Below are 26,461 nucleotides of genomic sequence, written 5' to 3'. Positions count from 1 at the left end.
TCCTGTGGCTGGTCGGCAGTACGTGCGGTCGTGCGCGTCCAGTGTAGAGCCGCGCCGGCCCGACCGGTCGGGGATGACGGTCAGTGCGCCGCCAGCTTCGCCACCAGGCGCTCGGCCGCGGCCTCGGTGCGGGCCTGCAGGGCGAACTCGGCCGCGAACAGCACCCCGTAGCCGAAGGTGTCCTCATCTTTCCGGGCCGCGACCTTCGAGGTTGCCAGCACATGCTCCTGGAACATCACCGAGTCCCGGTGGTCACCGAGTGCCTCCTGGAGCTTCTTGGCGGTCTTCATCCGGGCCACGAGTTCGTCTCCGAAATCCAGGCCGGCGGCGTCCTGGACCGCCTTGACGGCGTAGCGCAGCCGCTTGGCCTCCTTGCGCACCTCGTGCATGTGGTCGAGCCGCCGGGCCTGATCCTGTTCGCCCCCGACGGCGGCGGCGAGCGCCAGCACAGCATCCACCTGGTTCGTGGCCAGCGGCACCATGGCGGCGGCAGCGGTGTCCCCTTCGGGCAACCCCGGGTTCAAGGGCAGGGTGAGCGCGAAGGCGTCGAGCCGGTCCAGGACCTCGAAGTACCAGCCGGTGCGCATGCGCTTGACCTGCCGGGCATGCGCCGCCTCGTAGGCTTGGGCCTTCGCTTCGTGCAGTCGCCGGACGGTCTTGCCCGGGATCGTCCCGGCGATCGCCCCCTGAGGGCCGCCGGGCAGCGCGGCGACCTTCTCCCGGACCTGATCCCGCACCACCTCGGCGTCACGGGCCACGGACAAGAGCTTGCCGAGTTTCTTCAAATCCCTGATGACGGCGCCGGTGGCGTCCGCCTCCAGGAGCGGGGCGTAGGTCTGGAGCAGGGACCGCAGGGTACGGCAGGCCACCCGGTACTGATGCACGGAATCCTCCACGTCGCGGCGGACCAGTGGATCCCAGCCCTTGAGGACCTTCACCTGGGTGCGCACCGTGGCGGCCAGGACCGCATGGACTGCCGGGGCCCCGCCGTCGTGGTCCTCGGGGGTGCCGGTCCTGACCAGCGGGGCCCGGGGATCCAGCGGGTCCACGGCCTTGCCGACCACCTTCTCCACCTTGGATCCCACCGCGGACGGCCGTGCCCCGGCCGGCTGGAGGACCTGCCCGATAGCGTCCAGGAAGGCGTCCGTGCCGCCCGCCGAGGCGGCGATCAGGCCGGCGTCGACCACCTCGACCTCCCATTCGCGCCAGTGCTGGACCCGGGATTCGGTGCGGAAGCCCACGGCCATGGCCGCCACCTGGTCATCGCTGACCTCGGCCAGCTGGCGGCCCTGACCGTCCAGGAGGTCCACCACGGAGCGCAGGGTGTTCAGCCGGGCGATCGGCACGAGCTGCTTGCCACGAACGTGGACCTGGACGAGGTCCAGGATGCGGGCGGGCACGGAGACCGTGACCGGGCTGGCGGGGACGTCCGCCGCGTCATCCTTGCCGAGCGAGGAGTGCAGTTCGAGCCGGCGCTCGCCCTTGCCGATCTTCACATGCCAGCCGGCATCCGTGCCGCCGGTGCGCCGACGCAGGGTGACGTTGTTGGCGGAGAGGTCCCGGGCGGCCGTGTCGAAGTAGATGGCCTCGAGGGCCATGGGCGGGCGGTACCGCACCTGGGCCACTCCGCCCACGCCGTTGAGCCGGGGCAGAGAGGCCTGCCCGTCCACGTCATACTTCCGTTCGATCTCCACCTGCACTGTTTCACCCATGGATCCATGATCCCAGAGCCACGGTGGAACAATGGCCGGGTGAGTCCAGAGACCAGACCAGATGCCCGCCCCGAACGGCCCTCGGCACTGCCCACGGGCGAGGAGATCGTCCAGAGCCTGCCCTGGCGGTGGAATACCCAGGGGCGGGTCTTCATCATCGGCGGCCTCGGCTTCATGTTCGATGCCTGGGATGTCTCCCTCAACGGCGTGCTCATCCCCCTGCTGCGGGAGGAATGGGGGCTGTCCGCCGGCCAAGCGGCCTGGATCGGGACCGCCAACCTCATCGGTATGGCCCTGGGCGCCTTCGTCTGGGGCACGGTGGCGGACAGGATCGGCCGCAAGAAGGCCTTCACGGCCACCCTGCTGATGTTCTCATTCTTCACCCTGGCGGGCGCCCTGACCGGGGACATCGGCTGGTTCGTGCTGTTCCGCTTCCTGGCCGGCTTCGGGCTCGGCGGCTGCATCCCGGTGGACTACGCCCTGGTGGGCGAGTTCACCCCACGGAAGCAACGGGGCACCGTGCTCACCGCCATGGACGGCTGGTGGCCCATCGGGGCCGCCGCCTGCGGCTTCCTCTCTGCCTGGATGGTGGCCCAGTGGGGCGACTGGCGGCTGCCGATGCTGGCGATGGTCCTGCCCGCCCTCTTGGTGTTCTTCGTGCGCCTGCACGTGCCGGAATCCCCGTTGTTCCTGATCCAGCAGGGCCGGGAGAAGGAGGCGCGCGCCGTGATCGACGAGATGGTGCGCCGCACCGGTGCCGAGGAGCGGGCGTACGTATTGCCGCCCGTCCCGGAGCCGCGGCGGCTGACCTTCGCCTCGATGGGCCAGCAGCTGGCTCAGTTATGGCGGTACTCGTGGCGCATCACCACGGTCGCGTGGGCCCTGTTCTTCACCCTCATGCTCGTCTACTACATCGCCCTGCAGTGGCTGCCCACCTTCTTGATCGAGGCCGGGTACGAGCAGTCCCGCGCCTTCATCATGACCGGCGCCATGGCCGCCGTCGGGCTCCTGGGCGTGGTGGTGGCCGCCTGGCTCGTGGAGAAGACCGGACGCAAGTGGCTGCTGGCGCTCACGGCCGTGGTGTCCTCGCTCCTGCTGGTCGTGCTGGCCGCCCTCCTGGACGTCCCGACGGCGGTGCTCCCCCTGGTGCTCGCGTTCGGCTTCGTGGTGCAGGTCGCGATCCCGGTGCTCTACACCTACGTGTCCGAGATGTATCCCACGGAGTTGCGGGGGTCCGGCTTCGGCTGGGCCTCAGCCGTCTCCCGCATCGCCGCCGGCGTGGGCCCACTGGTATTCGTGGCGTGGATGGTGCCGGCCATCGGGCTGGCCTGGTCCTTCGTGGTCACGGCGGCGTTCGTGGTGGCAGCCTGCGCGCTCATGGTGTTCATGGCTCCGGAGACCAAGGGCCGGGGGCTGGAGGTGACGGAGCGGTGAGCCGCGATACCCCGAAGCCCCCGGACCCCCCGGACTACCGCTGGGGCGCCCGGTTGGCCTCGATGTCGGCGGAGCGCAGGAAGCCCAGTGCGACGGTGGCGATCAGCACCACGCCCGCCACCCCGATGTAGATCGCCTGCGGCGTCCACCCGAAATCAAGCAGGCCACCGGTGGCCATCGGCGCCAGGATGGCGCCGGCGCGGCCGATGCCGATCGCCCAGCCGGCACCGGTGCTGCGGACCGACGCCGAGTAGGACTGCGGCGTGAGGACGTAGAGCCCGGCGATGCAGCCGTTGATCAGCATGCCGACCACGATCCCGAGCGCGAACACGGCCCAGACGATCGAGGCCGAGGAGATGAACAGGACGATCGCCACGGCCGCGCCGATGGTGAACCAGAACAGGGTCGCCCGGGTGGACCAACGGGCCGTCAGCACACCGAAGAGCAGCGAGCCGATGGTCCCGCCGATGGTCAGCATGATGCCGGCGATCACGCCCTGGTTCAGCGTCAGCCCGGACTCGTTCAGCAACCGCGGAGTCCAGGAGTTCACGAAGTAGAAGCCGAACATGACGGCGAAGAAGGCGATCCACACCAGGATCGTGACGTTCCGGTTGCGCCGGTTGAACAGGGCGCCGACGCCCGTCTCGGCCGCGGCGTCACCCTCCGTTCCCGACGCCGGCCCGTTGCCGTGGCCCGTCACCTCCGGCAGTGCCTGGACCGGCGGCTGGCCGACCTTGCGCGCGATAGCGTTGACCTTCTCCAGCGTCCGGACCGGGCGCCGGTTGTAGAGGTAGGCGGCCGACTCGGGCATGAGGGCCAGCACCAGGATGAGGGCCACCACGGTCAGGGCGCCGCCGAGCGTGAAGACCGATCGCCACCCGAACTGGTCCATCATCCACACCGCAGTGGTCCCGCCCAGGGACGCGCCGACGCCGTATCCGGCCGCGTAGATGCTGACGGCCAGGCCGCGCCGGGCCCGGTTGGCGTACTCCGAGGAGATGACGTTCGTCCCCACCAGGATCCCGCCGATGCCCAGGCCGGTGACCACTCGCCAGATCCCCAGTTCCCAGGCACTGTTGGCGGTGGCCGAAAGGAACAGGCCAGCCGCGTTGACCACGACGGCCACGATCGTCATGTTGCGCCGGCCGATGCGGTCGGCCACAGGGCCCAGGGTCAGGGAACCCACAGCCATGCCGAGCAACCCGGCGCTGAGCAGGAACCCCAGCTCGGACCCGCTCAGACCGAACTCCTCGGTCACCGGCGTGGCGGTGAAGGCCATGGCCAGAACGTCATAGCCATCCAGGGCATTGAGGAATGTACAGATGCCGATGATGAGCCACTGATACCGGCTCATGGGCGCGTGTTCGATGCGCTCCCTCAGGTCATTGCCGGTACCGGGCGCCGCCGGTGGAGTCGATGGAGTCGGTTGCTGTGCCATGCCTGGTCCCATACCTATGCTCATAGTGAGTGTGTCTCGCAGCACACGCTATCCGTGATCGCGGGCACATGCCAACGGCGCCTCGCTTCAGGCCCGGGAGACGTAGTCCTGTGGGGTCCGCCCGGCGGCCAGCTCGCCGAGCACCGTGAGCAGCAGATGGCGCTCCTGGACCTTGATCCGCTCGTGCAGGGCCTCCTCGGTGTCCGTGTCGAGGACGGGCACGGCAGCCTGGGCGAGGATCGGTCCGGTGTCCACGCCGGCGTCGGCGATGTGCACGGTGCAGCCGGTGACCTTGACGCCGTAGCGCAGCGCGTCCCGCACCCCGTGGGCGCCGGGGAAGGCAGGCAGCAGTGCTGGGTGCGTGTTGAGGTACCGGCCCTCGAACGCGGCGGTGAACTCCTCCCCCGCGATCCGCATGAAACCACTGGACAGGACGTAGTCCGGCGCATAGGACGCGGTGGCGACGGTCAGCGCGTGGTTCCAGTCGGCCCGGTCTCCGAACTCCGAGAAGTCCACCACGAAGGTCTCGATTCCCGCCGCCGCGGCGCGGGCGAGCGCGCTGGCCCCGGGATGATCCGCGCCGACCGCGGCGATCTCGACATCCAGGGTGCCCGCCACCACGGCGTCGATGACCGTCTGAAGGTTGGAACCGGAACCGGAGGCAAGGGCCACAATGCGCATGGAATCCATCCTAGGGCGGCATCGGCCGGCCCCGGTCCCAGTCCCAGTAGGGTTGGCGCATGATCTCCTACGGATCCGTCACCAAACGCTTCCGTGACGGCACAGTGGCCGTCGACGATTTCAGCCTCTCCGTCCCCCGCGGATCGCTGACCGTCCTGGCCGGTTCCTCGGGTTGCGGCAAGACGACGCTGATGCGGATGGTCAACCGGATGGTCGATCCCAGTGAGGGACGGATCACCGTGGACGGGCAGGACGTGGCCAGCCAGGACCCGGTGGCCCTGCGCCGGCGGATCGGCTACGTCATGCAGAACTCCGGGCTGCTCCCCCACCGCACGGTGGGCCAGAATATCGCCACCGTCCCCCGTCTGACCGGCATGGACCGATCCGCCGCCCGGAGGAAGGCCGCCGAGATGATGGACCTCGTCGGGCTGGCCCCGGAGCTCGCGAGCCGCTACCCCGCCCAGCTCTCCGGTGGGCAGCAACAACGCGTGGGCGTGGCCCGCGGACTGGCCGCCGATCCGGAGATCCTGCTGATGGACGAGCCCTTCGGGGCGGTGGACCCCCTGGTGCGCGCCGACCTGCAGCGCCAACTGGTGGACCTGCACCACCAGCTCGGCACCACCATCCTCTTCGTCACCCATGACATGGACGAGGCCCTGACCCTCGGCGATCACATCGTCCTGCTGCAGACCGGTGCCCGGATCGCCCAACAGGGCACCCCCAAAGACTTCGTGTCCGCCCCCGCCAGCGATTTCGTCCGGGACTTCCTGGGTCTGGACCGCGGCCAGCGCACCCTGCGCCGTGAGACCGCCGCGGACGGCTCGGTGCTGCTGGTGGACCCGCACGGCCGGCCCGCCGGGGTGCTCGCCGAGTGAGCTGGATCCTGGACAACCTGCCGCTGATCCTCGATCGGTTGTGGGCCCACGTGGCCACCTCCCTGCCGGCGATACTGCTGGCCCTGCTCATCTCCCTGCCGTTGGGGTGGCTCGCCCACCGCTACCGGCCCCTCAACGGCCCCGTGCTCACCGGTGCAGGGCTGATGTACGCCCTGCCCTCCCTGCCCCTGTTCATCGTGCTGCCGGTGCTGATCGGCACGGGCGTGCGGGACACGGTCAACGTGGTGGTGGCCCTGACGCTCTACGGGGTGGCCCTGATGGTGCGCAGCGTGGCCGACGGTCTGGACGGGATCCCAGCCGAGGCCCGCAGCGCCGCCACAGCCCTGGGCTATCGCCCCCTGCGGCGCTTCCTGACGGTGGACCTGCCTCTGGCCGGGCCGGTGATCCTCTCGGGACTGCGCGTGGTGACCGTCTCCACCGTGTCCCTGTGCACGGTGGGGGCCGTGCTCGGCATCCCCTCGCTCGGCATGCTCTTCACGGACGGCTTCCAACGCGGCATCCTCGCGCAGATCCTCACTGGCATCGTGCTCACAGTGGCCCTGGCCTTGGCCCTGGACCGCCTCCTCGTCCTGGCGGGCCGGCTGATCATGCCCTGGGCTCGCACCCCCTCCCGCCGGGCCAGCGACCGGTCGAACCGGGTCAGCGGCCGGTCGCTCCGAGCCGATCGAGCCGACGGGGCGTTGACCCCCTCATGAACCAACTCAGGGACGCCCTCCTCTGGTGCCTGGAGCCGTCGAACTGGCAGGGCTCGTCCGGCATCGGCGCCCGCTCGCTCGAACACCTCGGCTACACGGTGCTGGCCCTCGTCATCGCCTCGGCGATCGCCGTCCCTGTCGGCTGGTGGGTAGGACACACTGGCCGGGGCCGTGGGATCGCCGTGGCCGTCTCGGGAGCCGCACGCGCCCTGCCGACCCTCGGCGTCGTGACGCTGATGGGGCTGACGCTGGGCATCGGGCTCGCCGCGCCTATGACCGCCTTCGTGGTGCTCGCCGTGCCCTCGATCCTGGCTGCCGCCTATGCCGGTTTCGAAGCCGTGGACCGGCAGGTCATCGACGCGGCCCGCGCCCAGGGTCTCACCGAGGCCCAGGTGCTGTGGCGGGTCGAGGTGCCTCTAGGACTGCCCCTACTGATCGGCGGATTGCGCTCGGCCGCCCTTCAGGTCATCGCCACCGCCACCCTGGCTGCCTACGTGGGGGCGGGTGGATTGGGCCGCTACCTCTTCCTCGGGCTCAAGACCCAGGACTACGCGATGATGCTCGGCGGGTCGCTCATCGTCGTACTGCTCGCGATCGTGCTGGATCTGCTGTTCGCCGCCGCCGGCCGGGCCGCCGTGCCCCGCGGAGTCCGGGTGGCGCGGCAGGTACAGGCGCAGTAGGTTCATGTCCATGACTCCGCAGCCTCGCCGTTCCCCCCGCGCTCGCCGGCCCCTGATCGCCCTGGCCGCCGTTTCCGCTTTGGCCCTGACGGGCTGCGGCAGTTCGGACCCGCTCGGCGGCGGGGCCTCCGGTTCGGCCGGCAGGGACTCCGGCGACGGCGGCGCGGCGGGAAACGCGATCGTCATCGGGTCCCAGCAGTACTACTCGAACGAGATCATCGCCGAACTCTATGCCCAGGCCCTGGAGGCCGAGGGGTTCACCGTGGAACGCGAGTACCAGATCGGCCAGCGTGAGGTGTACCTGCCCGAGCTCGAGTCGGGGGCGATCGACGTCCTGCCCGAGTACTCCGGCAACCTGCTCCAGTACTACGACGCGGAGTCGACGGCCAGCACGCCCGAGGACATCCACGCCGCGCTGGCCGAAGTCCTGCCCGAGAATCTGCGTGCCCTCGAGCCTGCCGAGGCCACGGACCAGGACTCCTACAACGTCACCCGTGAGTTCGCCGAGGAGCATTCGCTCACCACCCTCGCTGACCTGCAGAACGTGGACGAGCCGCTGACCGTGGCGGCGAACTCCGAGTTCGAAACCCGACCCTATGGCCCGGAGGGCCTTCAGGAGGTCTACGGGGTGGAGGTCAGCGTGGTGCCGGTGGAGGACTCGGGCGGCCCGCTGACGGTGAAGGCCCTGGTGGACGGAGACGTCCAGCTGGCCGACATCTACTCGGCCGACCCGTCGATCCAGACCCAGGACCTGGTGACCCTCAAGGATCCGGAGAACCTGATCCTGCCGCAGAACGTCACGCCGATCGTTTCCGAGGCTGTGGGTGAGGACGTGGCCGCCGTGATCGAGGAGGTCAACGCCCGGCTCTCCGCCGAGGAGCTCATCGACCTCAACCGCCAGTCCGTGGAGGACCAGGCCTCGAGCGCCGAGCTGGCCACCGCCTGGTTGGCGGAGCAGGAACTGGTCTGAACCCCAGTAGGGTGGGATGGTGAGCCAGACCGAATCCGCCAGCATTGACCCAGAACTGAAGAAGTACCGCTCCCTCCGGGATGCGTTGCTCTGGGTGGCGGGGATGCTGCTGCTCACCTACCTGTCCTCCGTGTTGACGTTGCCGTGGAAGGCCGTCTCCTTGGCCTTCGCCCTGGCAGGACTCGTCTGGGGTGTGGTGGCGCTCGTGCGCACCGCCCACGTGAAGTCCCCTTGGGTTCTGCGCTTCGCCACAGCGGCAGCGATGGCCGGCTGCGCGATGTTCGGATTCGTGGCCTCGGCGCAGATCATCTTCTGGGATGCCACCGAACAGTTCGAGGAGTGCACCTCCTCGGCCCTGACGGACCGCGCCCTGGAGAACTGCAGCAGCACCTACACGGATCAGCTGGGCGGGACCGCTTTGCCGGGCACGGGGATCACCCTCCACAACCAGGAGAAGTAGGACCAGCCGGGCAACGCCTGAGAGAGGGTCACCGCGCGGCATCCGCGGACGTCCGGGCCTTGACGACCGAGGGTCCGTCCGGCGCCTAGGTCCGGCGCTCCGGGGCACAGCAGGAACAGGCTCCGTTGCCGCCGTCGGCATCGTCGCCGACGTTGGTGGCCCCTGCCAGGACAGAGGCTGGGGTACAGCAGGCGTCACCGCGCCACGCCTCCAGGCCCTCCTTGAGCGCGAATCCGGCGATGACGAGGGCCGCCAGTGGATCGGCCCAGCTCCATCCGAACAGGCTGTTCAAGAGCAAGCCGGCCAGGAGGACCGCGGAGAGGTAGGAGCAGATCAGCGTCTGCTTCGAGTCCGCCACGGCCGAGGCGGAGCCGAGCTCCCGCCCTGTACGGCGCTCGAACCAGGACAGTGCCGGCATGATGGCCAGGCTGACGGCCGCGAGCACGATGCCCACCGGCGAATGGTCCGGCTCGACCACGCCGACGAGCGAGCGGACGGCGTCGAAGGACACGAAGGCGGCGAGCCCGAAGAAGGACACGGCGATCACCCGCAGGGCCGTCTTCTCGCGGCGATGCGGATCAGGAGTGGAGAACTGCCAGGCAACGGCAGCAGCGGAGAGGACCTCAACGATCGAGTCGAGTCCGAATCCGATGAGAGCCGAGGAGGAGGCCACGGTGCCCGCAGACAGCGCGATGACGGCCTCGAGCACGTTGTAGGCGATGGTCACCGCCACGATCCCGCGGATGCGGCGCTGCAGCACCGTCCGCCGCACGGCCGGCAGGGGTTCGGGCCGGTGCCTGGACAGTGTCCCGGGCCAAGGCGCAGGCCGTGGCGCGGACTTTCCGCTCTCCGAGTTCATCGGCACGTGCACCCTTCCGGTGAGCAGCAGTTCGGATCGACCTGCACCACCAGGTCGAGCAGGTCGCCCAGAGCCGAACCGATGCGGGGATCGGCGAGCCGGTACCAGGTGCTACGGCCCTGCGGAGTGGTCTCGACCAGTCCGCAGCCACGCAGGCAGGCCAGCTGATTGGACATGGACTGCCTGGACACCCCGAGTTGCTCCGCCAGATCCGACGGCCGCGCGGGGCTCTCGCGGAGGGCGAGGAGGATACGGGTGCGGGTCCCGTCCGAGAGTGCATGCCCCAATTGGGCCAACGCCATGGCATGGGTACTGCTCACCACTGTCATGACCTCAACGATACACATTTCGATGTATCGACGCCCTGCTTACCGCCTGCCGGAGTCCCCGCCGGCGTTCTGCTCCTCGCCGTCCTCGTCACGTGCATCATCTTCGCCAGCCTCGTCGTCCCAGTCCTCCGGCACCACGTACTGATACTTCTCCCACGCCGGTGAGGCGAGGTAGCCGAACATGGCGCCCAGGCCCACCAGGCCACCGAGCATCACCGCGGCGAGCCAGGCCGTGGGACCCAGGTCGGTCAGCCGGCCCACACCCAGCGAACCGGTGGACAGCCAGAAGGGCAGAAGGGCGAGCACCGCCGTCGCCAGCGCCACGAACACCCCGAGGGCGAGGGTGGACAGGGTCAGTGAGGCCCAGCGCCGGGGGATCTTCAGGGAGAGCCACTCGTCAAAGTGGTTCTCACCCTCCCGCAGGAGCCACCAGCCGCCCAGGAAGCCGCCGGCCACGGGCAGGAACAGGAACAGCCAGGACCACGCGGGCTCCAGCCCAACGGGTAGCGCGGTGAGCACGGGGACAGCCGGCTGCGGCCCGACCAGCGTCTGCAGGGGTGCCACCACGGATCCGGTCCCGAGGCTGAATCCAGCCCCGGTGGTCCACGCCAACGTCCACATCGCCAGGTTCGGCATGATGCCGAGCTGGGCCACGGTGACGACGGCACCGCCCCAGACACCGGCGTTCAGCTCCTGGTAGACCTGAGCGATGTCCGCCCAGTGCAGTCCGATCTGGACGGCCATCAGGGCCGCGGCGAGCCCGAAGGAGGCGATCAGGCCCACGGCTCCGGCGCGGACCACAGACAACACGTAGGAGCCGGCCCACCGCGAGTGCTGGGACAGCCGCTCGATTCGGTCGGCCAGGTCCACGCCGATCAGCCGCGCCCAGGTCCCGGCTTCCCGGCGCGCGCCCGCGAGCAGGGAGAGCACCATGACGGCCGTGGGAATCAGCGTCCCCCAGGTGACGTTGATGGCCACGGCGGCGGTGGGCACCAGCAGGGAGGTGGCCAGGCCGACGGCGGCGTAGGCCACCGCGCCACCGGCGAGCGCCTGCCAGATCTGGTCCCGGTAGGAAGCCCGGGCCAGTCGACGCCCGGCCCGCCACCCCAGGAAGAACGGCAGCAGCACCAACCCCCAGGGCAGGAACCAGAAGGTTCCGGTCAGGAGGGCATCGGCGTCCGTCCCTGATTCCAGGCTCAGATGCAAGGGCACCCCGTGGATGGCCAGCCAGCCCTGACCGCCCAACCGGGCGATGAAGTCGATGCCCGTGGCGGCGAATCCGCCACCGGACCAGATGACCACGAGCGGGATCAGCACCAGCATCGCGGAGATCACGGCAGCGATGAGTGCCTCGATCGCCCCCTGGATCCACAGGGGCAACGGCAGGGGCTTCAGGGCGCGAGTGGTTCGAGCGTTCATGTCATCGTCCATGGTGCCACCCGTCTGACGGCCGGTACCGGAATCAGGACCGGGTCGGCGCGGCTTACCCAGAGTTCATCGGACCGCCACTTCGGATCCACCGCGCCGCGGGCCGCCCGTTGGCGGCGGACGGTCATCATGGGACCGTGAGAGTCGCTGTGGTCGCAGAATCCTTCCTGCCGCACATGAACGGTGTCACCCACTCCATCCTCCAGGTGCTCCGCCACCTGCGGGAACGGGGTGACGATGTCCTGGTGATCGCCCCGTCCAGTTCGTGGATGGAGGATGAGGCACCGACCGCGGTGGAGGGGTACCCGGTGCACCTGCTGCCCTCCATCCCGCTGCAGGGGTACACCAACGTCCGGGTGGCCGCCGGGACCGTCAACCGGGTCCGCCGCATCCTCGCGGACTTCGCCCCCGACGTCGTCCACATCGCCTCCCCCTTCGTCCTCGGCTGGCGCGCCGTCCAGGCCGCCCACGCGCTGGGCCTGCCCAGTGTGTGCGTCTACCAGACGGAGGTGCCCAACTATGCGGCCCGCTACGGCTTCCCCTGGCTCGAGGAGGTCCTCTGGCAACAGGTGGAGCGCATCCACGATCTGGCCACGCTCACCGTGGCCCCCTCCAGCTTCTGCCTGGACCAGCTGCACGGCCGTGGCATCCAGCGAGTACACCTGTGGCGCCGTGGCGTGGACACCAGCCGGTTCCATCCCGCCAAGCGGGATGAGGGGCTGCGCGCCGAGCTCGCCCCGAACGGCGAGCGGCTCATCGGCTTCGTCGGCCGCCTGGCCGCCGAGAAGCAGGTCGAGGACCTCGCCGTCCTGAACGACCTGCCGGGCACCCGCCTGGTGATCGTGGGCTCCGGCCCCCTCAAGGACTCGCTGCGGAAGAAGCTGCCCGGCGCGCACTTCGCTGGCTTCCAGGGTGGCGAGGACCTGGCCCGCCACGTGGCCTGCTTCGACCTGTTCGTGCATCCCGGGGAGTCCGAGACCTTCTGCCAGACCATCCAGGAGGCCATGGCCTCCGGCGTGCCCGTGGTCGCGGTGGGCCGCGGCGGACCGCTCGACCTCGTGGACGCGTCCCGCACCGGCTGGCTGTACCGGCCCGGGGACCTGGGCGAGCTCCGCGAGCGGGTCCGCGATCTGACCTACGACGACGTCAAGCGCGGCGCCTTCGCCGAGACCGCCTTCCAGTCGGTGCAGGGACGGACCTGGCCGGTGCTCTGCGAACAGCTCGTCGGCTACTACGAGCGCGCCATCCGCGTCCGGCGCCGGCAGAACGACGTCTACGTGCGCACCTACCTCGAGCAGAGCTCCGGGTGGGACGGGTGGCTGCTGCCGCGCTGAGCCGGCCGGACACTTTAGGCTGACCCTATGAGCCTTGCTCCCGCCCTCACCACTGATCTGTCCTCCCCGCGTGCCCTGGCCGGGCGCACCGTCCGTCCCGTCGGCCTGGGTTGCATGAACCTCAATCACGGGTACTCCGGGTTCCTCACGGACGAGGACGCCGTCTCGATGGTCCGCACCGCGCTGGACGCCGGGGTGGACCACTTCGACACGGCCACGCTCTACGGTGCCGGCCACAACGAGGAGGTGGTGGGGCGCGCCCTGGGAACGCGCCGCCAGGACGTCTTCCTGGCCTCCAAGGGCGGGTTGACCGGCGGGCCGGACGGCGGGGTCGACGGTCGCCCTGAGACCCTCCGCCGCCAGGTCGAGGCGTCCCTGCGCCGACTGGGCACCGAGTTCATCGACCTCTACTACCTGCACCGCCTCGATCCGGACGTGCCGGTGGAGGAGAGCGCCGGCGCCCTGGCCGAGATGGTCCGGGCCGGGTTGATCGGCGCCTACGGCCTCTCCGAGGTCTCCGGGGCCACCCTGGAACGGGCCCACGCCGTGCACCCGGTGGCCGCGGTGCAGAACGAGTACTCCCTGTGGACGCGCAATCCGGAGTGGGGACTGCTGGACGCCTGCCGCCGCACCGGTGCCGTCCTCGTGGCCTTCTCCCCCGTGGGGCGCGGTTTCCTCACCGGTGGGGTGCAGGACCCCATGTCCCTCCCCCAGGGGGACATGCGGCACCGGATGCCGCGGTTCTCAGCGCAGCACTTCCCGGCCAACCTCGCCCTGCTGGAGCCCCTCCGCGCCGAGGCCGAGCGCCTGGGCACCACCCTCGCGGCTCTGTCCATCGCCTGGGTGCTCGCCCAGGGGCCGGACGTCCTCGCCATCCCGGGCACGACGTCGGCCGCGCACCTCGCGGAGGACCAATCCGCCGAGCAGGTGGTCCTGACCGCCGAGGACGTGGTCCGGATCGACGCGATCATCAACCATGACACCGTGCACGGGCACCGCTATGCCGTCCAGCAGCGGGCCACGATCGACACGGAAGACGAACCCGCCGCCCCGCCGACCTGATCGGAGCACGGCCCCGGGGAAACCGCCGGCCAGCGCCCGAGGCCGCCCGGCCGGCGTCGGGCGCCGTCACGCTTTCCGCAGGCCGCGTACCTGCCGGTACAGTAGTCCCGGCCGCTCCCTGCCAAGGGATGCCTTCCCATCACAGGGACGCCACCGAGGAAAGCGAGGACGGACATGGAACAGGGTCTGGAAAACCTGCGGAACGAAGTGTTCCGCCGCAACCCCGGCGAAAGTGAGTTCCACCAAGCTGTGACCGAGGTGTTCGAAGCCCTCGGTCCCGTGGTCAACCGCCATCCCGAGTACGTCGAATCGGGCATCCTGCGCCGCATGTGCGAGCCCGAGCGCCAGATCATCTTCCGTGTCCCCTGGGTGGACGACAACGGCTCCGTGCAGATCAACCGGGGTTTCCGCGTGGAATTCAACTCCGCCCTCGGCCCGTTCAAGGGCGGACTGCGGTTCCACCCCTCCGTGTACCTGGGCATCATCAAGTTCCTGGGCTTCGAGCAGATCTTCAAGAACGCCCTGACCGGCATGCCGATCGGCGGCGGCAAGGGCGGCTCGGACTTCAACCCGGCCGGCCGCTCCGATGCCGAGGTCATGCGCTTCTGCCAGTCCTTCATGACCGAGCTCTACCGCCACATCGGCGAGTACACGGATGTGCCCGCCGGTGACATCGGCGTGGGATCCCGGGAGATCGGCTACCTTTTCGGCCAGTACAAGCGCATCACCAATCGCTTCGAGTCCGGTGTACTCACCGGCAAGGGCATGTCCTGGGGCGGTTCGCTCGTCCGTCCGGAGGCCACCGGCTACGGTGCCGTGATGTTCGCGGACCAGATGCTGCGCACCCAGGGCCAGTCCATGGACGGCCAGACTGTCCTGGTTTCCGGCTCCGGCAACGTGGCCCTCAACGCCATCGCCAAGTCCCAGCAGCTCGGGGCCACGGCCATCACCGCCTCGGACTCATCCGGCTACGTGGTGGATGAGGACGGCATCGACCTGGAGCTGCTCCGCGAGATCAAAGAGGTCCAGCGCGGCCGGATCTCCGAGTACGTCGAGCAGCGCGGCGGCAACACCCGATTCGTCGCCAGCGGCAGCGTGTGGGACGTCCCCGGCACTGTTGCCCTGCCCTCGGCCACCCAGAACGAGCTGGATGACAAGGCCGCGAAGACCCTCATCAAGAACGGCCTGGCCGCCGTGGCGGAGGGCGCCAACATGCCCTCCACCCAGAAGGCCACCGAGCTGTTCATCGAGGCCGGCGTGCTGTTCGGACCGGGCAAGGCCGCCAACGCCGGCGGCGTGGCCACCTCCGCCTTGGAGATGCAGCAGAACGCCAGCCGGGACACCTGGAGCTTCGAGGACACGCACGACAAGCTCGAGAAGATCATGTTCGACTTGCATGACCGCTGCCTCGAGACCGCCGAGCAGTACGGCTCCCCCGGCAACTATGTGGTGGGCGCCAACATCGCCGGCTTCGTCAAGGTCGCCGACGCCATGCTGGCCCAGGGCGTCATCTGAGGCCGGTCAACGCCTCCCGTTGCTCCTGGCTCAGCCGCACGGGGTGGCCCGTGGCGGAGTCCACGAACACCATGGTCGTCCCGGCGGTGACACACTCGGTGCCGTCCACGCCGTCATGGATGGAGTAGGCCACCTCGATCGAGGCACCCTTCGCGGCCGCCACCCACACCCACACGCGGGCCGGGACGGTGCGGTACTCCAGGGGCCGCCGGTAGCGGATCCGGTGCTCGGAGATCAGTGCCTGCACGGTGTCCGGCATCCCGTCCAGCAGGGATACCGGCGCTCCGAGCCCGGCAGCGCCCGTGCCCGCCGGCACGCCGAAGGCGTGGATGCGGGCCTCCTCGAGGAGGGAGGCGATCCGCACATTGTTCACGTGGCCGTAGGCGTCCATGTCTCCCCAGCGCAGGGCGATGTCCACCCGGATGCCGGGGCCGCCGCCGTCGGGCCGTGGTTCGACAGTGCCGGTCAGGGGCTCAGCGTCCATGACGGGCTTCCGGTGCCACCACGGACAGCTGGGCGGTCATCGGCCAGGTCTGCGGCTGGGCCTCGGTCCGGCCGGCGTCCAGGATGCCGAGGGCCTCGAGCTGGCGGGACAGCGTGGCGCCGTCCGGCCCGTAGCACCACGGCACGCCCGGGGTGGTGTCACGGGGATCGTTGGCCCGGCCACCGGCCAGGACCGCCTGCGAGGGCGTGAGCTGCCGGATCACGATGGCCCGCACCTTGTCCGGGTGCCGGCGGGCGAAGTCGGCATAGATCTCCGGGTCATGCTGGCCGTCGTCGCCGATGAGCAGCCACCGCACGCCGGGGTAGTCCCGCGCCAAGCGGTCCAGCTGGGAGACCTTGTGCTCCAACCCGGATCGGAACCAGCGGTCCTCCGTGGGCCCCCAGCTGGTCAGCAACAGCGGCCCGAAGGGGTAGAGGTTGCGGGAGAGGAACCGGGACAGGGTCTGGGCCACGTTCCACGCGCCGGTGGACAGATAGATCACCGGGGACGCGGGCTGCTGGTCCAGCAGTCGGTGCAGCATCACGGCCATCCCGGGGGTGGGCGTGCGGGCGTGCTCGTCCAGGACGAAGGAGTTCCAGGCGGCCAGGAAGGGCCGCGGCAGGTAGGTGACCACCACGGTGTCATCCACGTCCGAGACCACACCGGTGACCACGTGGTCGTCCACGATGTACACGTCGCTGGTGGCTGGTTCACTGCCGTTGGACTGCAGCGTGACGGTCTGCCAGCCGGGCTCCAGCTCAGCCTCGACGACGGCGTCCACCAGGCCGCCGCGGTCCGCGCGGACAGTGAAGCTCTGGCCGCCGGCGGTGATCTGCACGAGGGCATAGGGCACGGGAGGTGAGGTGAAGTTGTGCCAGCCCCGCATGCCGTCCTCGACCATCTTGGCCAGGCGGCGCCCGTTCTCGAACGCCTCGTCCGGGGCCATCACCACGCGGGAGAGGACCCGGATCCAACCGGTGGTGCCGTAGCCGGTGAAGGACATGACGGTGGGCGTCAGGCCCCGCCGGACGGCGGACTTGCGGCGGAAGGCGTGCCACCGGTCCTGAAGCATGGTGGCCACATGCTCGGTGATGAGGGGTTCCCGTTCTTCCACCAGGGGGGACGGCGATGCGTCCACGGCAGCAGCGTGCGGTGCGGGAATCCGGTCGGCCATACTCCCAGTATTCACCACGTCACGGGCGGAGTTCACACCGGGTCCCGCAGTGTCCGCTCCCGGCGCAGGGCTTGGCCAGCGGAGAGACTCAGTGGAAGGCCCTGGTGGCCAGACCCGGCGGATAGGCTGGCCTCATGTCGAGCGCCCTTCCAGCACCCAGTGATCTGCGCCGCATCGCCGTCACCGCGGCGGCCGCCTGCGCCCCCCGCCTGATCCGCGCCTTTCGTTCCTCCCCCGGGGACCTCTACCTGACCACCAAGCGCTCCACGCATGATCTGGTCACGGTGCACGACCGCGCCACCGAGGACGAACTGGTCCGGCTGCTCGGCGATGCCGTGCCGGGTAGCCGCTTCATCGGCGAGGAGGGGGGCGCCCGGGGCTCCGAGACCGGGCCCGACGCCGGCCCGGCTGCCAGCTCTGCCGGGCCGGCTGGCTCAGGCCACGCCTCCTGCGCCCCTGCCGGTGCGCACCGTCTCGAGTGGATCGTGGACCCGATCGACGGCACCGCCAACTTCGCCCAGGGCTTCGCCATGTTCTCCATCTCCATTGCCGCGGCGGTGGACGGCGAGGTGGTGGCCGGCGTGGTGCTGGACCCGGTGAACGGGCTCGAGTTCTCCGCCGATGAGGCCGGTGCGTACCTCAACGGCGTGCGCTTCGGTTCCGTGGCCGTGCACGCCGCCGAGGCACCCGCTGAAGCCGCCCTGAACCTCGTGACCTCCTATCCCTCCGCGGAGGCTTTGGAGCTGGACGGCCCCGTGGCGCTGGAACGCTTCGGCCGCCTGGTCGACTCCTATGCCACCGTCCGCCGGACCGTTTCCGGTGCGTTGGAGCTGGCCTTCACGGCGATCGGGTGGGCGGACGTGACCCTCGGGGTGGACACCAACCCGTGGGACGTGGGCGTCGGGCAGTTGCTGGTGCGCCGGGCCGGCGGCCACTACCTGGCCCTCTTCTATGACACGGACGGCCCTGAGCGCCGCCCTGCCCACCTGGCACCCTGTTACGTGGCCGTGGCCCCGGGCCGGGTGGCGCCGACGGCGGTCCGCATGCTGGAGGAGACGGTGGCCGCGCGGCGATCCGCCGGCTACCGGCGATAATGCCCTTCCTGCCCGTGCGGCGCGGTGCCGCCCCTAGCAGGAACCCTCTCGGCACGGGACAATGAAAGTGCCCGCTGACCGGGATCTCCACGTTCCGCCCCACGGTCCCGGTTCGGGCACGGCACCCCGCAGGGGATGAAGGAGGACGGGCCATGATGTTCGAACACCCGGATGACGAGGCGATCCTCGTCCTGGACGAGGACCAGTGCTGGCAGTTGCTGGAGAACACCCGCCACGGTCGGTTGGGCTTGCGGGTGAACGACGAGCTGGACCTGGTGCCGGTGAACTTCATGGCCGCGGACCGCAAGATCTACTTCCGCACGGCGCCGGGCAACAAACTGGCCGAGTTGACCATCAACCCCAAGGTCATCTTCGAGGCGGACGGCATCCTCTCGGACCAGGCGTGGTCCGTCCTGGCCCGCGGCACCGCCCGCGTGCTGGAACTGGAGGAAGAGATCGAGTTTGCCGAGTCACTGGCTATTGACCCCTGGGTTCCCACGTATAAGGATTTCTTCGTAGAGGTCACGGTCAACCGGGTCACCGGTCGGCACTTCATCTTCGGTGAGCATCCCGAGCGCTTCGACTAGCAGCAGGATGCGCACCGCATCAACTGATCCCCGGCAGCTGACGCATCGCCGGGGATCAGTTGCGTCCGCGGCGGGCTATTCCAGGTGACTCGGAGCCCACATCTTCAGCAGTGTCTTGACCACGACGACGGCCGGCCCGGTCCGCTCGAATGCCCGGGTGAGTGCCGGGCCGACCTCCTCCACGGGCACTTCTTCGGCCGGGACCCCGAAGGACCGGGCCAGTGCCACGAAGTCCGGCCGGTACAGTTCCGTGGCCGTGGCCTGGCCGAAGGCTCCCTCCATATAGTCGCGCAGGATCCCGTAGCCGCCATCGTCCACGATCAGCCAGGTCACGTTCGCCCCGTGCTGTTGCGCCGAGGCCAGCTCGGCGATGGAGTACATGGCTGAGCCGTCCCCGGCGACGGCCAGCACCCGGGGCACCACGTCCTCGGACCCGATCTCCGGGGAGTCGACCAGGTCGGCCAGCCCCACCGCACCGCCGATCGCGGCCGGGAAGGCGTAGCCCAGCCCGCCGGCCCCCTGGGCGGAGTGGAATTCGCCCGACTGCGCGTCCCAGCAATTCCATCCCCAGTACGCGGCGATGGTCATGTCCCAGTACGTCTGCATCTCCGCGGGGACGGCGGCTCTGATGTCCGCCAGGAACCTCCGCTCGCGGGACAGCTCCTGCGCCTCCAGCCGCACCGCGACCCTGCGGTTGGTCTCGACCACCACCTCGGCGGCACTGCGGCCGTGCCAGTCGGCGCACACCGAGCCCTCCACCCCGGCGCGCGGGACTGAGAGGGCGGCACCGATGCTGGCCAAAGCCTGACCGGCGTCGGCCCTCACGCCGAGCGTGGGGAAGTTGGATTCGAGCACCCGGGGTTCGGCGTCGATCTGGATGAGACGGCCACGAGGTTCGAGGGTGAAGTAGTTGGACGTGACTTCCCCCAGCGAGGAGCCGACCACGAGCAGCACCTCGGCGTCCTCGAGCAGGTCGGTGACGTGGCGGTCCTCCACCCAGGAGCCGAGTGACAGCCGGTGGTCATGGGGAAAGGCTGAATTGCCACCGGGGGTGCAGACCACAGGGGCGTCCAGCAGCTCGGCCACGGTCAGCAGGTGGTGTCGGGCGTCTCCGGTGGAGCGGCGCACGCCTCCCCCGGCGACGATCGCGGTCCGTCGGGAGGTGGCCAGCCATCGCACGGACTCCTCGATCAGCTCCTGCCGGGGCGGATGGTCGTAGGGCACGGCCAGGGCGTCCTCCACGGGCGGGACCATGACCTCGCCGAGCAGCACGTCCTGCGGGATCTCCACCCACACGGGCCCCTGCGGCACCGTGATGGCGGCGGCCCAGGCATCCTGGATGGCCGACGGGATCCCGGAGGCGTGGTGCACGCTGGACTGCGTCTTGGTCACGTTCTGCGCCGAGGCCTTCTGGTCATCGAGCTGGTGCAGCATGCCCTTGCGGCGGGCGCCCAGCCCGGAGAGCGGGATCTGGGAGGCGACGACGACCATCGGCACCGCGGTCGCGTACGCCTCCTGCAGTCCAGACAGGGAGGTGAGGGCTCCGGGTCCCGTCGAGAGGAACAACACCCCGACCTCGCCGGTGGCCCGGGCATACCCGTCCGCGGCGAAGGCGGCGTTGTTCTCCACCCGGGAGGAGATGTAGCGCAACTCCGAGCGGGAGAGCGCGTCGAAGAGTCCGAGCGCGTGCTGGCCGGGGATCCCGAAGACAGTGCGTGCGCCGAGCGCCTGCAGGGTCTCGATCACGAGGTCGCCACCGTTGCGGCGGGGTTGTTCGGCAGGCGTCATGAGCGCTCTCCGAGCAGGCCGATCAGGTCATAGGCCACGTGGGCGGCGGCGATCCCGGTCAACTCGGCGTGGTCGTAGGCCGGAGACACCTCCACGACGTCGGCGCCCACCAGGTCGAGGCCACGCAGGCCGCGCAGGATCTCCAGCAGCTCCCGGCTGGCCATGCCCCCGGCCTCCGGGGTGCCGGTGCCCGGCGCGTGGGCCGGGTCCAGGACGTCGATGTCCACGGAGATGTACAGGGGCCGGCCCTCCACGCGGTCTCGCAGCCGCGCGACGATCTCGTCCACGCCGAGGCGGTACACGTCCGAACTGGTCATGACGCCGAAGCCGAAGCGCCGATCGTCTTCCAGGTCCTTCCTCCCGTACAGGGGGCCGCGGGTGCCCACGTGGCTGATGGCATCGGTGTCGAGGATCCCCTCCTCCACAGCACGCCGGAAGGGCGTTCCGTGGGTGTACGCGGCCCCGAAGTACGTGTCCCAGGTATCCAGGTGCGCGTCGAAGTGCAGCAGGGCCAACGGCACCCCCGCCCGCTGCGATGCGGCGCGCAGCAACGGCAGGGCGATCGTGTGGTCCCCGCCGATCGTCATCAACGAGGCCCCATCCTCGGTCAGTTCCAGCGCGTCGGCCTGGATGGCCTCGATCGCCTCATGGATATTGAAGGGGTTGACCGCCAGGTCCCCCGTGTCAGCCACTTGCACCTGCGCGAAGGGCGAGGTGTCGGTGGCGGGGTTGTAGGGGCGGAGCAGACGGGAGGACTGCCGAACGTGCCCCGGTCCGAACCGGGCGCCGGGCCGGTAGGAGACGCCGGAGTCGAAAGGCACCCCGACGACTTTGATACCGGCCCGCTGGCCTGCCCCTTCGACCTCGTCGAGTCGCGGCAGCAGGGCGAAGGTCGGGGCGCCACTGTAGCGGGGCACCACGGCCGAGTTCACCGGTCCGAGACGGCCGTTCTCCGTCACGCGGGGAATGTGGAGCATGTCAGGTCCTTTCGTATCGATGGCTGTGCACCATGGCACGGTGTACGGGTGAGGGAGGGGTCAGCGCGCTTCCCTCCCGACCAGCGTCCAGAGGACCACGGCCTCCTGGTGGCCCGGATTGATCCAGCTGTGCGGCTCTGCGCCCGGGAACGTGACGGTGTCTCCGGCCTCCAGCGGCAGCTCACCGTCCGAGGTGACCAGCACAAAGGATCCTGTGACCACGTGCAGCGCCTCCACGGCGCAGTCCATGGTGTACAACTCCGCCTCGCCGCGTCCGCCGGGTGCGATCACGGCACGGATGATCTGCAGCGAGCGCCGTCCGGGCGGGGTGAGCAGTTGTTCGGTGATTCCGTCACCGCCAAGGTTCACGTGCGGCGCCGCGGCCAGGCGGACGACCCCCGTCTGGGGGGCATCGAGGACGTCCCCGGGCGCCACCCCCAGCACCTGGCAGATGTCCACCAGGCTCGAGACGGACGGACTGGTCAGATCCCGTTCCACCCGGGACAGGAATCCCTTGGTGAGGCCGGCGAACCCGGCCACCTGGTCCATGGTCAGCCGTCGCTGCTGGCGCAGGGCCCGCAGGCGCCGGCCGATCGCCGGATCAGCGGTGGCGGGGCGGATGGGCAGAGATTTCACGCTTCGGTCTCCTGATGCCGGTCAGGGACGCCAAGGTTGTCTGTCGGTAAACATGGGTTTACCGTATACCGCATCGAATGTGACCAACAACACCTCCTCGGCAACGGTCCCGCCGCGAGTCCGGGACCCCGATCCCCGCCTCCCCCTTCCCCCGGCGCCCGTGGCCCTGCCGGACCCGGCGTCGCTACAGAGGACTCCCGTCATGCAGACGTTGAACATCGTGATCATCGCCCTCTACCTCGCCAGCATGCTCCTGTTCGGCTGGTGGGGACGGAGCCGGACCAGCGGCACGTCCGATTACCTGGTGGCCGGGCGGCGCCTGGGCCCCTTTCTGTACACGGGGACCATGAGCGCGCTCGTCCTCGGGGGAGCCTCCACGGTCGGCGGTGTCGGCCTCGGCTACGAGTACGGGATCTCCGGGCTGTGGCTGGTGACAGCCATCGGCGTCGGAGTACTGCTGCTGAGCCTCCTGTTCGCCCCGACCCTGCAGCGCCTGAAGATCTTCACGGTCTCGCAGATGCTCACCCTGCGGTATGGGTCTGAGGCCACGCAGGCGTCCTCGATCGTCATGTTGGCCTACACCCTCATGCTGGCGGCCACCTCCACCGGTGCCTACGCCTCCATCTTCGTGGTGCTCTTCGGATGGGACCGCTGGCTGTCCATCGTGGTGGGTGGCGGCATCGTCCTCGTCTACGCCGCGGTCGGGGGCATGTGGTCCATCACGCTGGCAGACATGGCCCAGTTCATCATCATGACGGTGGGCCTGTTCGCTCTGATGCTTCCCCTGTCCTTGGCGCAGGTGGGCGGCTGGAGTGGACTCGGGCAGCGACTTGATGCCGAGTTCTTCAACCTCGGCGGCATGGGCCTGCAGTCGATCCTCACCTACTTCGTCGTCTACACCCTGGGGCTGCTGATCGGCCAGGACATCTGGCAGCGGGTGTTCACCGCCCGCTCTCCGCAGGTCGCCCGGTGGGGCGGAAGCACGGCCGGCGTCTACTGCATCCTCTACGGCGTGGCCGGTGCTGTCGTCGGCATGGCCGCCGCGGTCACGCTCCCCCAGATCGAGGTCCGTGACGACGTCTTCGCCACGGTGGCCTCACAACTGCTGCCCATCGGCCTGGGTGGCCTGGCCCTGGCCGCAGCCGTGGCAGCGATGATGTCCACCGCATCCGGCGCACTCATCGCCGCCGCCACGGTGGCCCGGGCCGACGTCGTGCCCCTGGTCCGTGGACTGCTCGCCGGCCGGCGGACCGGTCGCCTGGACGCCGCCGCGGCGCAGTCCCAGGCCGAGTCCGATGCCGCCAAGGCGAGGAGCTTCGAGGAGGACGTGGACTCCAACCGTTGGTGGGTGCTGGGGCTCGGCCTGTTCGTGATTGCCCTGGCCATCGCGGTCCCGGATGTGGTGGCCGCGCTGACCATCGCCTACGACATCCTCGTCGGCGGCCTACTGGTGGCCATCCTCGGAGGGCTGCTGTGGTCACGCGGCACGGGGGCGGGGGCGGCGTGGTCCATGGCTGCCGGCACCGTGGGCACACTCGCCACGATGATCACCTTGGAGGTCCAGGCGGATGAGCGGTTCGCGGGTGTCTACGCCAATGAACCGATCTATGTGGGCCTGACCGCCTCGGTCCTGGTGTACGCCATGGTCAGCCTGCTGACCAAGCCCACGCACCCCTCCGTGCTGGAGGCCTGGCGCCATCGCACCGCGGAAGGAGCCTCGGACGAGTTCGTGCCCGGCCACCGCGTGGCAGACCACCGCTGAGCGATCAGATCACCCAGATCGCCAGGGCACCGAGCACGGCGAGGGTCACCACCAGCCCCACCATCCACAGGATGGAGAAGACATCCGCCTCAACCCGCTCCCGGGCGACGCCGAGGGACTGGTGCCCGTACCGCCGACGCTGGGTGAGATGGATGGCCATCGCCGCCAGCCCGCACAGCCCGGCGGGCGCCAGCGCTGCGAGCCCGACCGTTGCGTACCAGCGCAGGAACATCGCCGCCGCCACGAACAGGGCGAGCAGGGTGCGGTCCCAGCTCATCACGGTCCGTTCGGGCTGCAGCCCGGGATCCTGGTGCAGGGCCGCAGCAGACGGCCGGGCGGGAGGCCGGCGCACGGCTCAGACCGGCCGGATGAGCAGGAACACCAGCAGCACGACGGCGGCCGCCGCACCCCCGGTGGCCAACACCGGCACGATGACCGGCAGGGGCAGCGGCCGGCCGTGTCTCATGGCCCGCTCCACACGGACCCAGCGGAACCCGGCGGTCAGAGCCAGGAGGGCGGCCAGCCCCAGCAACACCGTACCGAGCACCGTTCGCGTCAGCGGATCGAAGACGGAGCCGGTGAACGCCTCCACCGCGATGCCGCCGGCCAGTAGCGCCAGGGAGGTGCGGATCCACGCCAGGAAGGTGCGCTCGTTCGCGAGGGTGAACCGGGGGTCGGGTTCCCGGCCGCCGTCGAGCACGGTGGTGGCGAACCGATTGCGGGCCGGCGGGCCCTCCGGATCTGGTGTCGTCATGCCCCCCAGCGTAATCGTGCCCGACGCTTCCGGTCCGAATCGGAACACGTGAGCCTCGCATCGAACCCAGTCAGTCGCCCCGTCTCCCGAGCTAGGCCTCCCGCTCTCCTCTTTGGCGCGGACGTGCCGAGCCAGTAGACTGGGCACGTCGAAGGGGAGTAGTTCCCACCCGCCCTCAGGGCGAATGCAGCGGTGCGTCGACATACTGGCTTCCTCCTATGGGAGGCCCGGCGCCCCACCCAGATGCGAACGGTGTCCGGGCGAGCGAGACCTTCGGCCAGACTCCGCGCTGGCCGAAATACCCCTACCAGGGTCAATCCGGTTGGTGCCTTGCTCCGAGGAACTCGATGCACGACTCGCAACACCACAACACACCCGTCATTGCCGAGCCCAGCCGGGACCAGATCCGGCGTTGGCGCCGCTATCTGGCGGATGAGATCGCCGAGGCGGAGATCTACCGGGTCATCGCCCAGCGCAAGGAGAGCCCGGAGCGGGAGATCCTCCTCGGGTTGGCCACGGCGGAGAAGCGCCATGAGGATCACTGGCGGCTGCTGCTCGGCGAGCACGCCCAGAACCCGCCCCGCCCGTCACCCCACAGGGTCCTGCTGCGGTGGCTGGCCAAGGTCTTCGGCTCGGTGTTCATCCTCGCCCTGGCCCAGCGGGCCGAATCCGATTCGCCCTATGCCAAGGACCAGCACGCCACCCCCGCCATGGTCGCGGACGAGGCGATCCACGAGGAGGTCGTCCGCGGGCTGGCGTCCCGCGGACGGGAGCAGCTCGCGGGGAACTTCCGGGCTGCCGTCTTTGGCGCCAATGACGGCCTGGTGTCCAACCTCGCGCTGGTGATGGGCATCGGGGCCACCGGGGTGGCGAACTCGGTGGTGCTGTTCACCGGCATCGCGGGCCTCCTGGCCGGGGCCCTGTCCATGGCCGCCGGCGAGTTTGTGTCCGTGCGGTCCCAGCGTGAACTGCTCGAGGCCTCCTCCCCCACCCAGGTGACACTCGAGGCCGCCGAACACCTGGACCTGGACCAGAACGAGCTGGTCCTCGTCTACCGGGCCCGCGGCATGGACGAGGAGGAAGCCGTCCACCGCGCCCAGGAACGGCTCGGATACATCAGCTGCGACTGCAATCCGTCCTTCTCCGCCCACCCGGACGGCTCCCAGGGCCCCCTGGACTACTCGGACGACCATGAGGCCATCGGCAGCCCCTGGAGTGCCGCCTTCTCCAGCTTCTGCTTCTTCGCCTCCGGCGCCATCATCCCGGTCATCCCGTACCTGTTCGGGATGGGCGGGCTCCCCGCCGTGGCCTTGTCCGCGATTCTCGTCGGCCTGGCCTTGTTGTGCACCGGCGCCGTGGTGGGGCTGCTCTCCGGAGCCTCTCCCTTCAAGCGCGGCCTGCGTCAGCTGTTCATCGGCTTCGGCGCCGCCGCCGTCACCTACCTGCTGGGCCTACTGTTCGGTGCCAACCTCGCGTAGACCCGTGGTCAACGTCTTCTGCCGCCGCACTGGCGCTCCGATGTTTGACGTGGGCGCTTCCCGTGCAAGGATGAACGAGAAGGATCTACAAGAAATGGAGGTAGCAACATGCGTGGAAGCAACCTTGTCTGGACCATCGTGGGCATCCTGGTCGCGATCGCCCTGATCATCTGGATCGTCTCGGCTCTCTGAGCGCCAGGCCGTTTCAGTAGAACGGCGCCGGCCCCCTCCTTC

General features: G+C 69.7%; 26 protein-coding genes. 13 read left to right on the top strand and 13 right to left on the bottom strand.

Features of this window, described 5'->3' with window-relative positions; genetic code table 11:
• Positions 1–80: 80 nt before the first annotated feature.
• Positions 81–1,712 (bottom strand): CYTH and CHAD domain-containing protein, encoded by a 1,632-nt coding sequence (locus tag ABD134_RS00395; protein ID WP_344225697.1) that lies wholly within the window; start codon positions 1,710–1,712, stop codon positions 81–83.
• 39 nt (positions 1,713–1,751) lie between these two features.
• Here ABD134_RS00395 and ABD134_RS00390 point away from each other — a divergent pair, with 39 nt between their 5' ends.
• Positions 1,752–3,146, top strand: coding sequence for an MFS transporter (locus tag ABD134_RS00390; protein ID WP_344225695.1), 1,395 nt, complete (start codon positions 1,752–1,754; stop codon positions 3,144–3,146).
• 34 nt (positions 3,147–3,180) lie between these two features.
• Here ABD134_RS00390 and ABD134_RS00385 read toward each other — a convergent pair whose 3' ends face one another.
• Positions 3,181–4,584: an MFS transporter gene (locus tag ABD134_RS00385; RefSeq protein WP_344225692.1), complete on the bottom strand. Its 1,404-nt coding sequence runs from the start codon at positions 4,582–4,584 to the stop codon at positions 3,181–3,183.
• An 87-nt stretch (positions 4,585–4,671) separates the two neighbouring features.
• Positions 4,672–5,265 (bottom strand): phosphoribosylglycinamide formyltransferase, encoded by a 594-nt coding sequence (gene purN, locus ABD134_RS00380; protein ID WP_344225690.1) that lies wholly within the window; start codon positions 5,263–5,265, stop codon positions 4,672–4,674.
• A 59-nt stretch (positions 5,266–5,324) separates the two neighbouring features.
• Here purN and ABD134_RS00375 point away from each other — a divergent pair, with 59 nt between their 5' ends.
• The 5 genes from ABD134_RS00375 to ABD134_RS00355 are packed head-to-tail and all read left to right on the top strand — an operon-like array spanning position 5,325 to position 8,966.
• Positions 5,325–6,140 (top strand): ABC transporter ATP-binding protein, encoded by an 816-nt coding sequence (locus ABD134_RS00375; RefSeq protein ID WP_344225687.1) that lies wholly within the window; start codon positions 5,325–5,327, stop codon positions 6,138–6,140.
• Positions 6,137–6,856 (top strand): ABC transporter permease, encoded by a 720-nt coding sequence (locus ABD134_RS00370; protein WP_344225685.1) that lies wholly within the window; start codon positions 6,137–6,139, stop codon positions 6,854–6,856. The genes ABD134_RS00375 and ABD134_RS00370 overlap by 4 nt, the downstream gene beginning before the upstream one ends.
• Positions 6,853–7,536 carry an ABC transporter permease gene (locus ABD134_RS00365; RefSeq protein WP_344225683.1) on the top strand — a complete coding sequence of 228 codons (684 nt, stop codon included), beginning with the start codon at positions 6,853–6,855 and terminating at the stop codon, positions 7,534–7,536. The genes ABD134_RS00370 and ABD134_RS00365 overlap by 4 nt, the downstream gene beginning before the upstream one ends.
• Before the next feature lie 4 nt (positions 7,537–7,540).
• Positions 7,541–8,506 carry an ABC transporter substrate-binding protein gene (locus ABD134_RS00360; RefSeq protein ID WP_378108424.1) on the top strand — a complete coding sequence of 322 codons (966 nt, stop codon included), beginning with the start codon at positions 7,541–7,543 and terminating at the stop codon, positions 8,504–8,506.
• Between the two features lie 19 nt (positions 8,507–8,525).
• Positions 8,526–8,966 carry a hypothetical protein gene (locus ABD134_RS00355; RefSeq protein WP_344225678.1) on the top strand — a complete coding sequence of 147 codons (441 nt, stop codon included), beginning with the start codon at positions 8,526–8,528 and terminating at the stop codon, positions 8,964–8,966.
• A gap of 85 nt (positions 8,967–9,051) precedes the next feature.
• Here the strand turns inward: ABD134_RS00355 and ABD134_RS00350 are convergent, their stop codons facing one another.
• Genes ABD134_RS00350 through ABD134_RS00340 form a run of 3 tightly spaced genes read right to left on the bottom strand, consistent with a single transcriptional unit; the run spans position 9,052 to position 11,573 of the window.
• Entirely contained in the window at positions 9,052–9,825 is a 774-nt protein-coding gene (locus tag ABD134_RS00350) for a cation diffusion facilitator family transporter (protein ID WP_344225676.1), read from the bottom strand.
• The gene (locus tag ABD134_RS00345; protein ID WP_344225674.1) at positions 9,822–10,154 is read right to left on the bottom strand and encodes an ArsR/SmtB family transcription factor; all 333 of its coding nucleotides are present in this window, start codon (positions 10,152–10,154) and stop codon (positions 9,822–9,824) included. Before ABD134_RS00345 ends, ABD134_RS00350 begins: the two co-directional genes overlap by 4 nt.
• Before the next feature lie 39 nt (positions 10,155–10,193).
• The gene (locus tag ABD134_RS00340) at positions 10,194–11,573 is read right to left on the bottom strand and encodes a cell division protein PerM (RefSeq protein ID WP_344225671.1); all 1,380 of its coding nucleotides are present in this window, start codon (positions 11,571–11,573) and stop codon (positions 10,194–10,196) included.
• Between the two features lie 146 nt (positions 11,574–11,719).
• Between ABD134_RS00340 and ABD134_RS00335 the strand changes: the two genes are divergently transcribed.
• The 3 genes from ABD134_RS00335 (at position 11,720) to gdhA (ending at position 15,493) form a co-directional block, all read left to right on the top strand.
• On the top strand, positions 11,720–12,916 hold the full coding sequence (locus ABD134_RS00335) for a glycosyltransferase family 4 protein (RefSeq protein WP_344225669.1): 1,197 nt from the start codon (positions 11,720–11,722) through the stop codon (positions 12,914–12,916).
• A 27-nt stretch (positions 12,917–12,943) separates the two neighbouring features.
• A complete protein-coding gene (locus ABD134_RS00330) occupies positions 12,944–13,978 on the top strand; it encodes an aldo/keto reductase (RefSeq protein WP_344225667.1) in 1,035 nt (344 codons plus the stop codon).
• A 174-nt stretch (positions 13,979–14,152) separates the two neighbouring features.
• Positions 14,153–15,493: an NADP-specific glutamate dehydrogenase gene (gene gdhA / locus ABD134_RS00325; protein ID WP_344225666.1), complete on the top strand. Its 1,341-nt coding sequence runs from the start codon at positions 14,153–14,155 to the stop codon at positions 15,491–15,493.
• On the opposite strand, the gene ABD134_RS00320 is transcribed toward gdhA, so the two are convergent.
• Together ABD134_RS00320 and ABD134_RS00315 are read right to left on the bottom strand one after the other, a co-directional pair.
• On the bottom strand, positions 15,486–15,977 hold the full coding sequence (locus ABD134_RS00320) for an acyl-CoA thioesterase (RefSeq protein WP_344225665.1): 492 nt from the start codon (positions 15,975–15,977) through the stop codon (positions 15,486–15,488). The two genes, gdhA and ABD134_RS00320, sit on opposite strands and share 8 nt — an antisense overlap.
• On the bottom strand, positions 15,967–17,151 hold the full coding sequence (locus tag ABD134_RS00315; RefSeq protein ID WP_378108428.1) for an App1 family protein phosphatidate phosphatase: 1,185 nt from the start codon (positions 17,149–17,151) through the stop codon (positions 15,967–15,969). Before ABD134_RS00315 ends, ABD134_RS00320 begins: the two co-directional genes overlap by 11 nt.
• 134 nt (positions 17,152–17,285) lie before the next feature.
• On the opposite strand from ABD134_RS00315, the gene ABD134_RS00310 reads away from it, so the two are divergent.
• Both ABD134_RS00310 and ABD134_RS00305 read left to right on the top strand, forming a co-directional pair.
• Positions 17,286–18,245, top strand: coding sequence for an inositol monophosphatase family protein (locus tag ABD134_RS00310; RefSeq protein ID WP_344225664.1), 960 nt, complete (start codon positions 17,286–17,288; stop codon positions 18,243–18,245).
• Positions 18,246–18,397: 152 nt separating this feature from the next.
• A complete protein-coding gene (locus tag ABD134_RS00305) occupies positions 18,398–18,832 on the top strand; it encodes a pyridoxamine 5'-phosphate oxidase family protein (protein ID WP_344225663.1) in 435 nt (144 codons plus the stop codon).
• A gap of 75 nt (positions 18,833–18,907) precedes the next feature.
• Here the strand turns inward: ABD134_RS00305 and ABD134_RS00300 are convergent, their stop codons facing one another.
• The 3 genes from ABD134_RS00300 to ABD134_RS00290 are packed head-to-tail and all read right to left on the bottom strand — an operon-like array spanning position 18,908 to position 22,233.
• Positions 18,908–20,620, bottom strand: a complete 1,713-nt coding sequence (locus ABD134_RS00300; protein ID WP_344225662.1) for a thiamine pyrophosphate-binding protein — start codon at positions 20,618–20,620, stop codon at positions 18,908–18,910.
• Positions 20,617–21,597 (bottom strand): agmatinase, encoded by a 981-nt coding sequence (gene speB, locus ABD134_RS00295; RefSeq protein ID WP_344225661.1) that lies wholly within the window; start codon positions 21,595–21,597, stop codon positions 20,617–20,619. The genes ABD134_RS00300 and speB overlap by 4 nt, the downstream gene beginning before the upstream one ends.
• A 60-nt stretch (positions 21,598–21,657) precedes the next feature.
• The gene (locus ABD134_RS00290) at positions 21,658–22,233 is read right to left on the bottom strand and encodes a helix-turn-helix domain-containing protein (RefSeq protein ID WP_344225660.1); all 576 of its coding nucleotides are present in this window, start codon (positions 22,231–22,233) and stop codon (positions 21,658–21,660) included.
• A 202-nt stretch (positions 22,234–22,435) separates the two neighbouring features.
• Here ABD134_RS00290 and ABD134_RS00285 point away from each other — a divergent pair, with 202 nt between their 5' ends.
• Positions 22,436–23,995 (top strand): sodium:solute symporter family protein, encoded by a 1,560-nt coding sequence (locus ABD134_RS00285; RefSeq protein ID WP_344225659.1) that lies wholly within the window; start codon positions 22,436–22,438, stop codon positions 23,993–23,995.
• A 4-nt stretch (positions 23,996–23,999) separates the two neighbouring features.
• On the opposite strand, the gene ABD134_RS00280 is transcribed toward ABD134_RS00285, so the two are convergent.
• Positions 24,000–24,347, bottom strand: a complete 348-nt coding sequence (locus ABD134_RS00280; RefSeq protein ID WP_344225658.1) for a DUF202 domain-containing protein — start codon at positions 24,345–24,347, stop codon at positions 24,000–24,002.
• A 3-nt stretch (positions 24,348–24,350) separates the two neighbouring features.
• On the bottom strand, positions 24,351–24,749 hold the full coding sequence (locus tag ABD134_RS00275; RefSeq protein WP_344225657.1) for a YidH family protein: 399 nt from the start codon (positions 24,747–24,749) through the stop codon (positions 24,351–24,353).
• Between the two features lie 347 nt (positions 24,750–25,096).
• Between ABD134_RS00275 and ABD134_RS00270 the strand changes: the two genes are divergently transcribed.
• Positions 25,097–26,227, top strand: a complete 1,131-nt coding sequence (locus tag ABD134_RS00270) for a VIT1/CCC1 transporter family protein (protein WP_344225656.1) — start codon at positions 25,097–25,099, stop codon at positions 26,225–26,227.
• Positions 26,228–26,461: the final 234 nt, after the last annotated feature.

The sequence above is a fragment of the Citricoccus alkalitolerans genome (genome assembly GCF_039528175.1).
GTDB classification, from domain to species: Bacteria; Actinomycetota; Actinomycetes; order Actinomycetales; family Micrococcaceae; genus Citricoccus; species Citricoccus alkalitolerans.
This window is presented reverse-complemented; position numbering and strand designations above follow the sequence as displayed.

Bases quoted from the DNA above. Each gene is read 5' to 3' on its own strand.
- ABD134_RS00350 (WP_344225676.1), bottom strand. From the start codon at position 9,825: ATGAACTCGGAGAGCGGAAAGTCCGCGCCACGGCCTGCGCCTTGGCCC.
- ABD134_RS00285 (WP_344225659.1), top strand. From the start codon at position 22,436: ATGCAGACGTTGAACATCGTGATCATCGCCCTCTACCTCGCCAGCATG.
- ABD134_RS00270 (WP_344225656.1), top strand. From the start codon at position 25,097: ATGCACGACTCGCAACACCACAACACACCCGTCATTGCCGAGCCCAGC.
- speB (WP_344225661.1), bottom strand. From the start codon at position 21,597: ATGCTCCACATTCCCCGCGTGACGGAGAACGGCCGTCTCGGACCGGTG.
- ABD134_RS00340 (WP_344225671.1), bottom strand. From the start codon at position 11,573: ATGAACGCTCGAACCACTCGCGCCCTGAAGCCCCTGCCGTTGCCCCTG.
- ABD134_RS00395 (WP_344225697.1), bottom strand. From the start codon at position 1,712: ATGGGTGAAACAGTGCAGGTGGAGATCGAACGGAAGTATGACGTGGAC.
- ABD134_RS00310 (WP_344225664.1), top strand. From the start codon at position 17,286: ATGTCGAGCGCCCTTCCAGCACCCAGTGATCTGCGCCGCATCGCCGTC.
- gdhA (WP_344225666.1), top strand. From the start codon at position 14,153: ATGGAACAGGGTCTGGAAAACCTGCGGAACGAAGTGTTCCGCCGCAAC.
- ABD134_RS00275 (WP_344225657.1), bottom strand. From the start codon at position 24,749: ATGACGACACCAGATCCGGAGGGCCCGCCGGCCCGCAATCGGTTCGCC.
- ABD134_RS00330 (WP_344225667.1), top strand. From the start codon at position 12,944: ATGAGCCTTGCTCCCGCCCTCACCACTGATCTGTCCTCCCCGCGTGCC.
- ABD134_RS00315 (WP_378108428.1), bottom strand. From the start codon at position 17,151: ATGGCCGACCGGATTCCCGCACCGCACGCTGCTGCCGTGGACGCATCG.
- ABD134_RS00385 (WP_344225692.1), bottom strand. From the start codon at position 4,584: ATGGCACAGCAACCGACTCCATCGACTCCACCGGCGGCGCCCGGTACC.
- ABD134_RS00375 (WP_344225687.1), top strand. From the start codon at position 5,325: ATGATCTCCTACGGATCCGTCACCAAACGCTTCCGTGACGGCACAGTG.
- ABD134_RS00300 (WP_344225662.1), bottom strand. From the start codon at position 20,620: ATGACGCCTGCCGAACAACCCCGCCGCAACGGTGGCGACCTCGTGATC.
- purN (WP_344225690.1), bottom strand. From the start codon at position 5,265: ATGCGCATTGTGGCCCTTGCCTCCGGTTCCGGTTCCAACCTTCAGACG.
- ABD134_RS00320 (WP_344225665.1), bottom strand. From the start codon at position 15,977: ATGGACGCTGAGCCCCTGACCGGCACTGTCGAACCACGGCCCGACGGC.
- ABD134_RS00305 (WP_344225663.1), top strand. From the start codon at position 18,398: ATGATGTTCGAACACCCGGATGACGAGGCGATCCTCGTCCTGGACGAG.
- ABD134_RS00360 (WP_378108424.1), top strand. From the start codon at position 7,541: ATGTCCATGACTCCGCAGCCTCGCCGTTCCCCCCGCGCTCGCCGGCCC.
- ABD134_RS00345 (WP_344225674.1), bottom strand. From the start codon at position 10,154: ATGACAGTGGTGAGCAGTACCCATGCCATGGCGTTGGCCCAATTGGGG.
- ABD134_RS00365 (WP_344225683.1), top strand. From the start codon at position 6,853: ATGAACCAACTCAGGGACGCCCTCCTCTGGTGCCTGGAGCCGTCGAAC.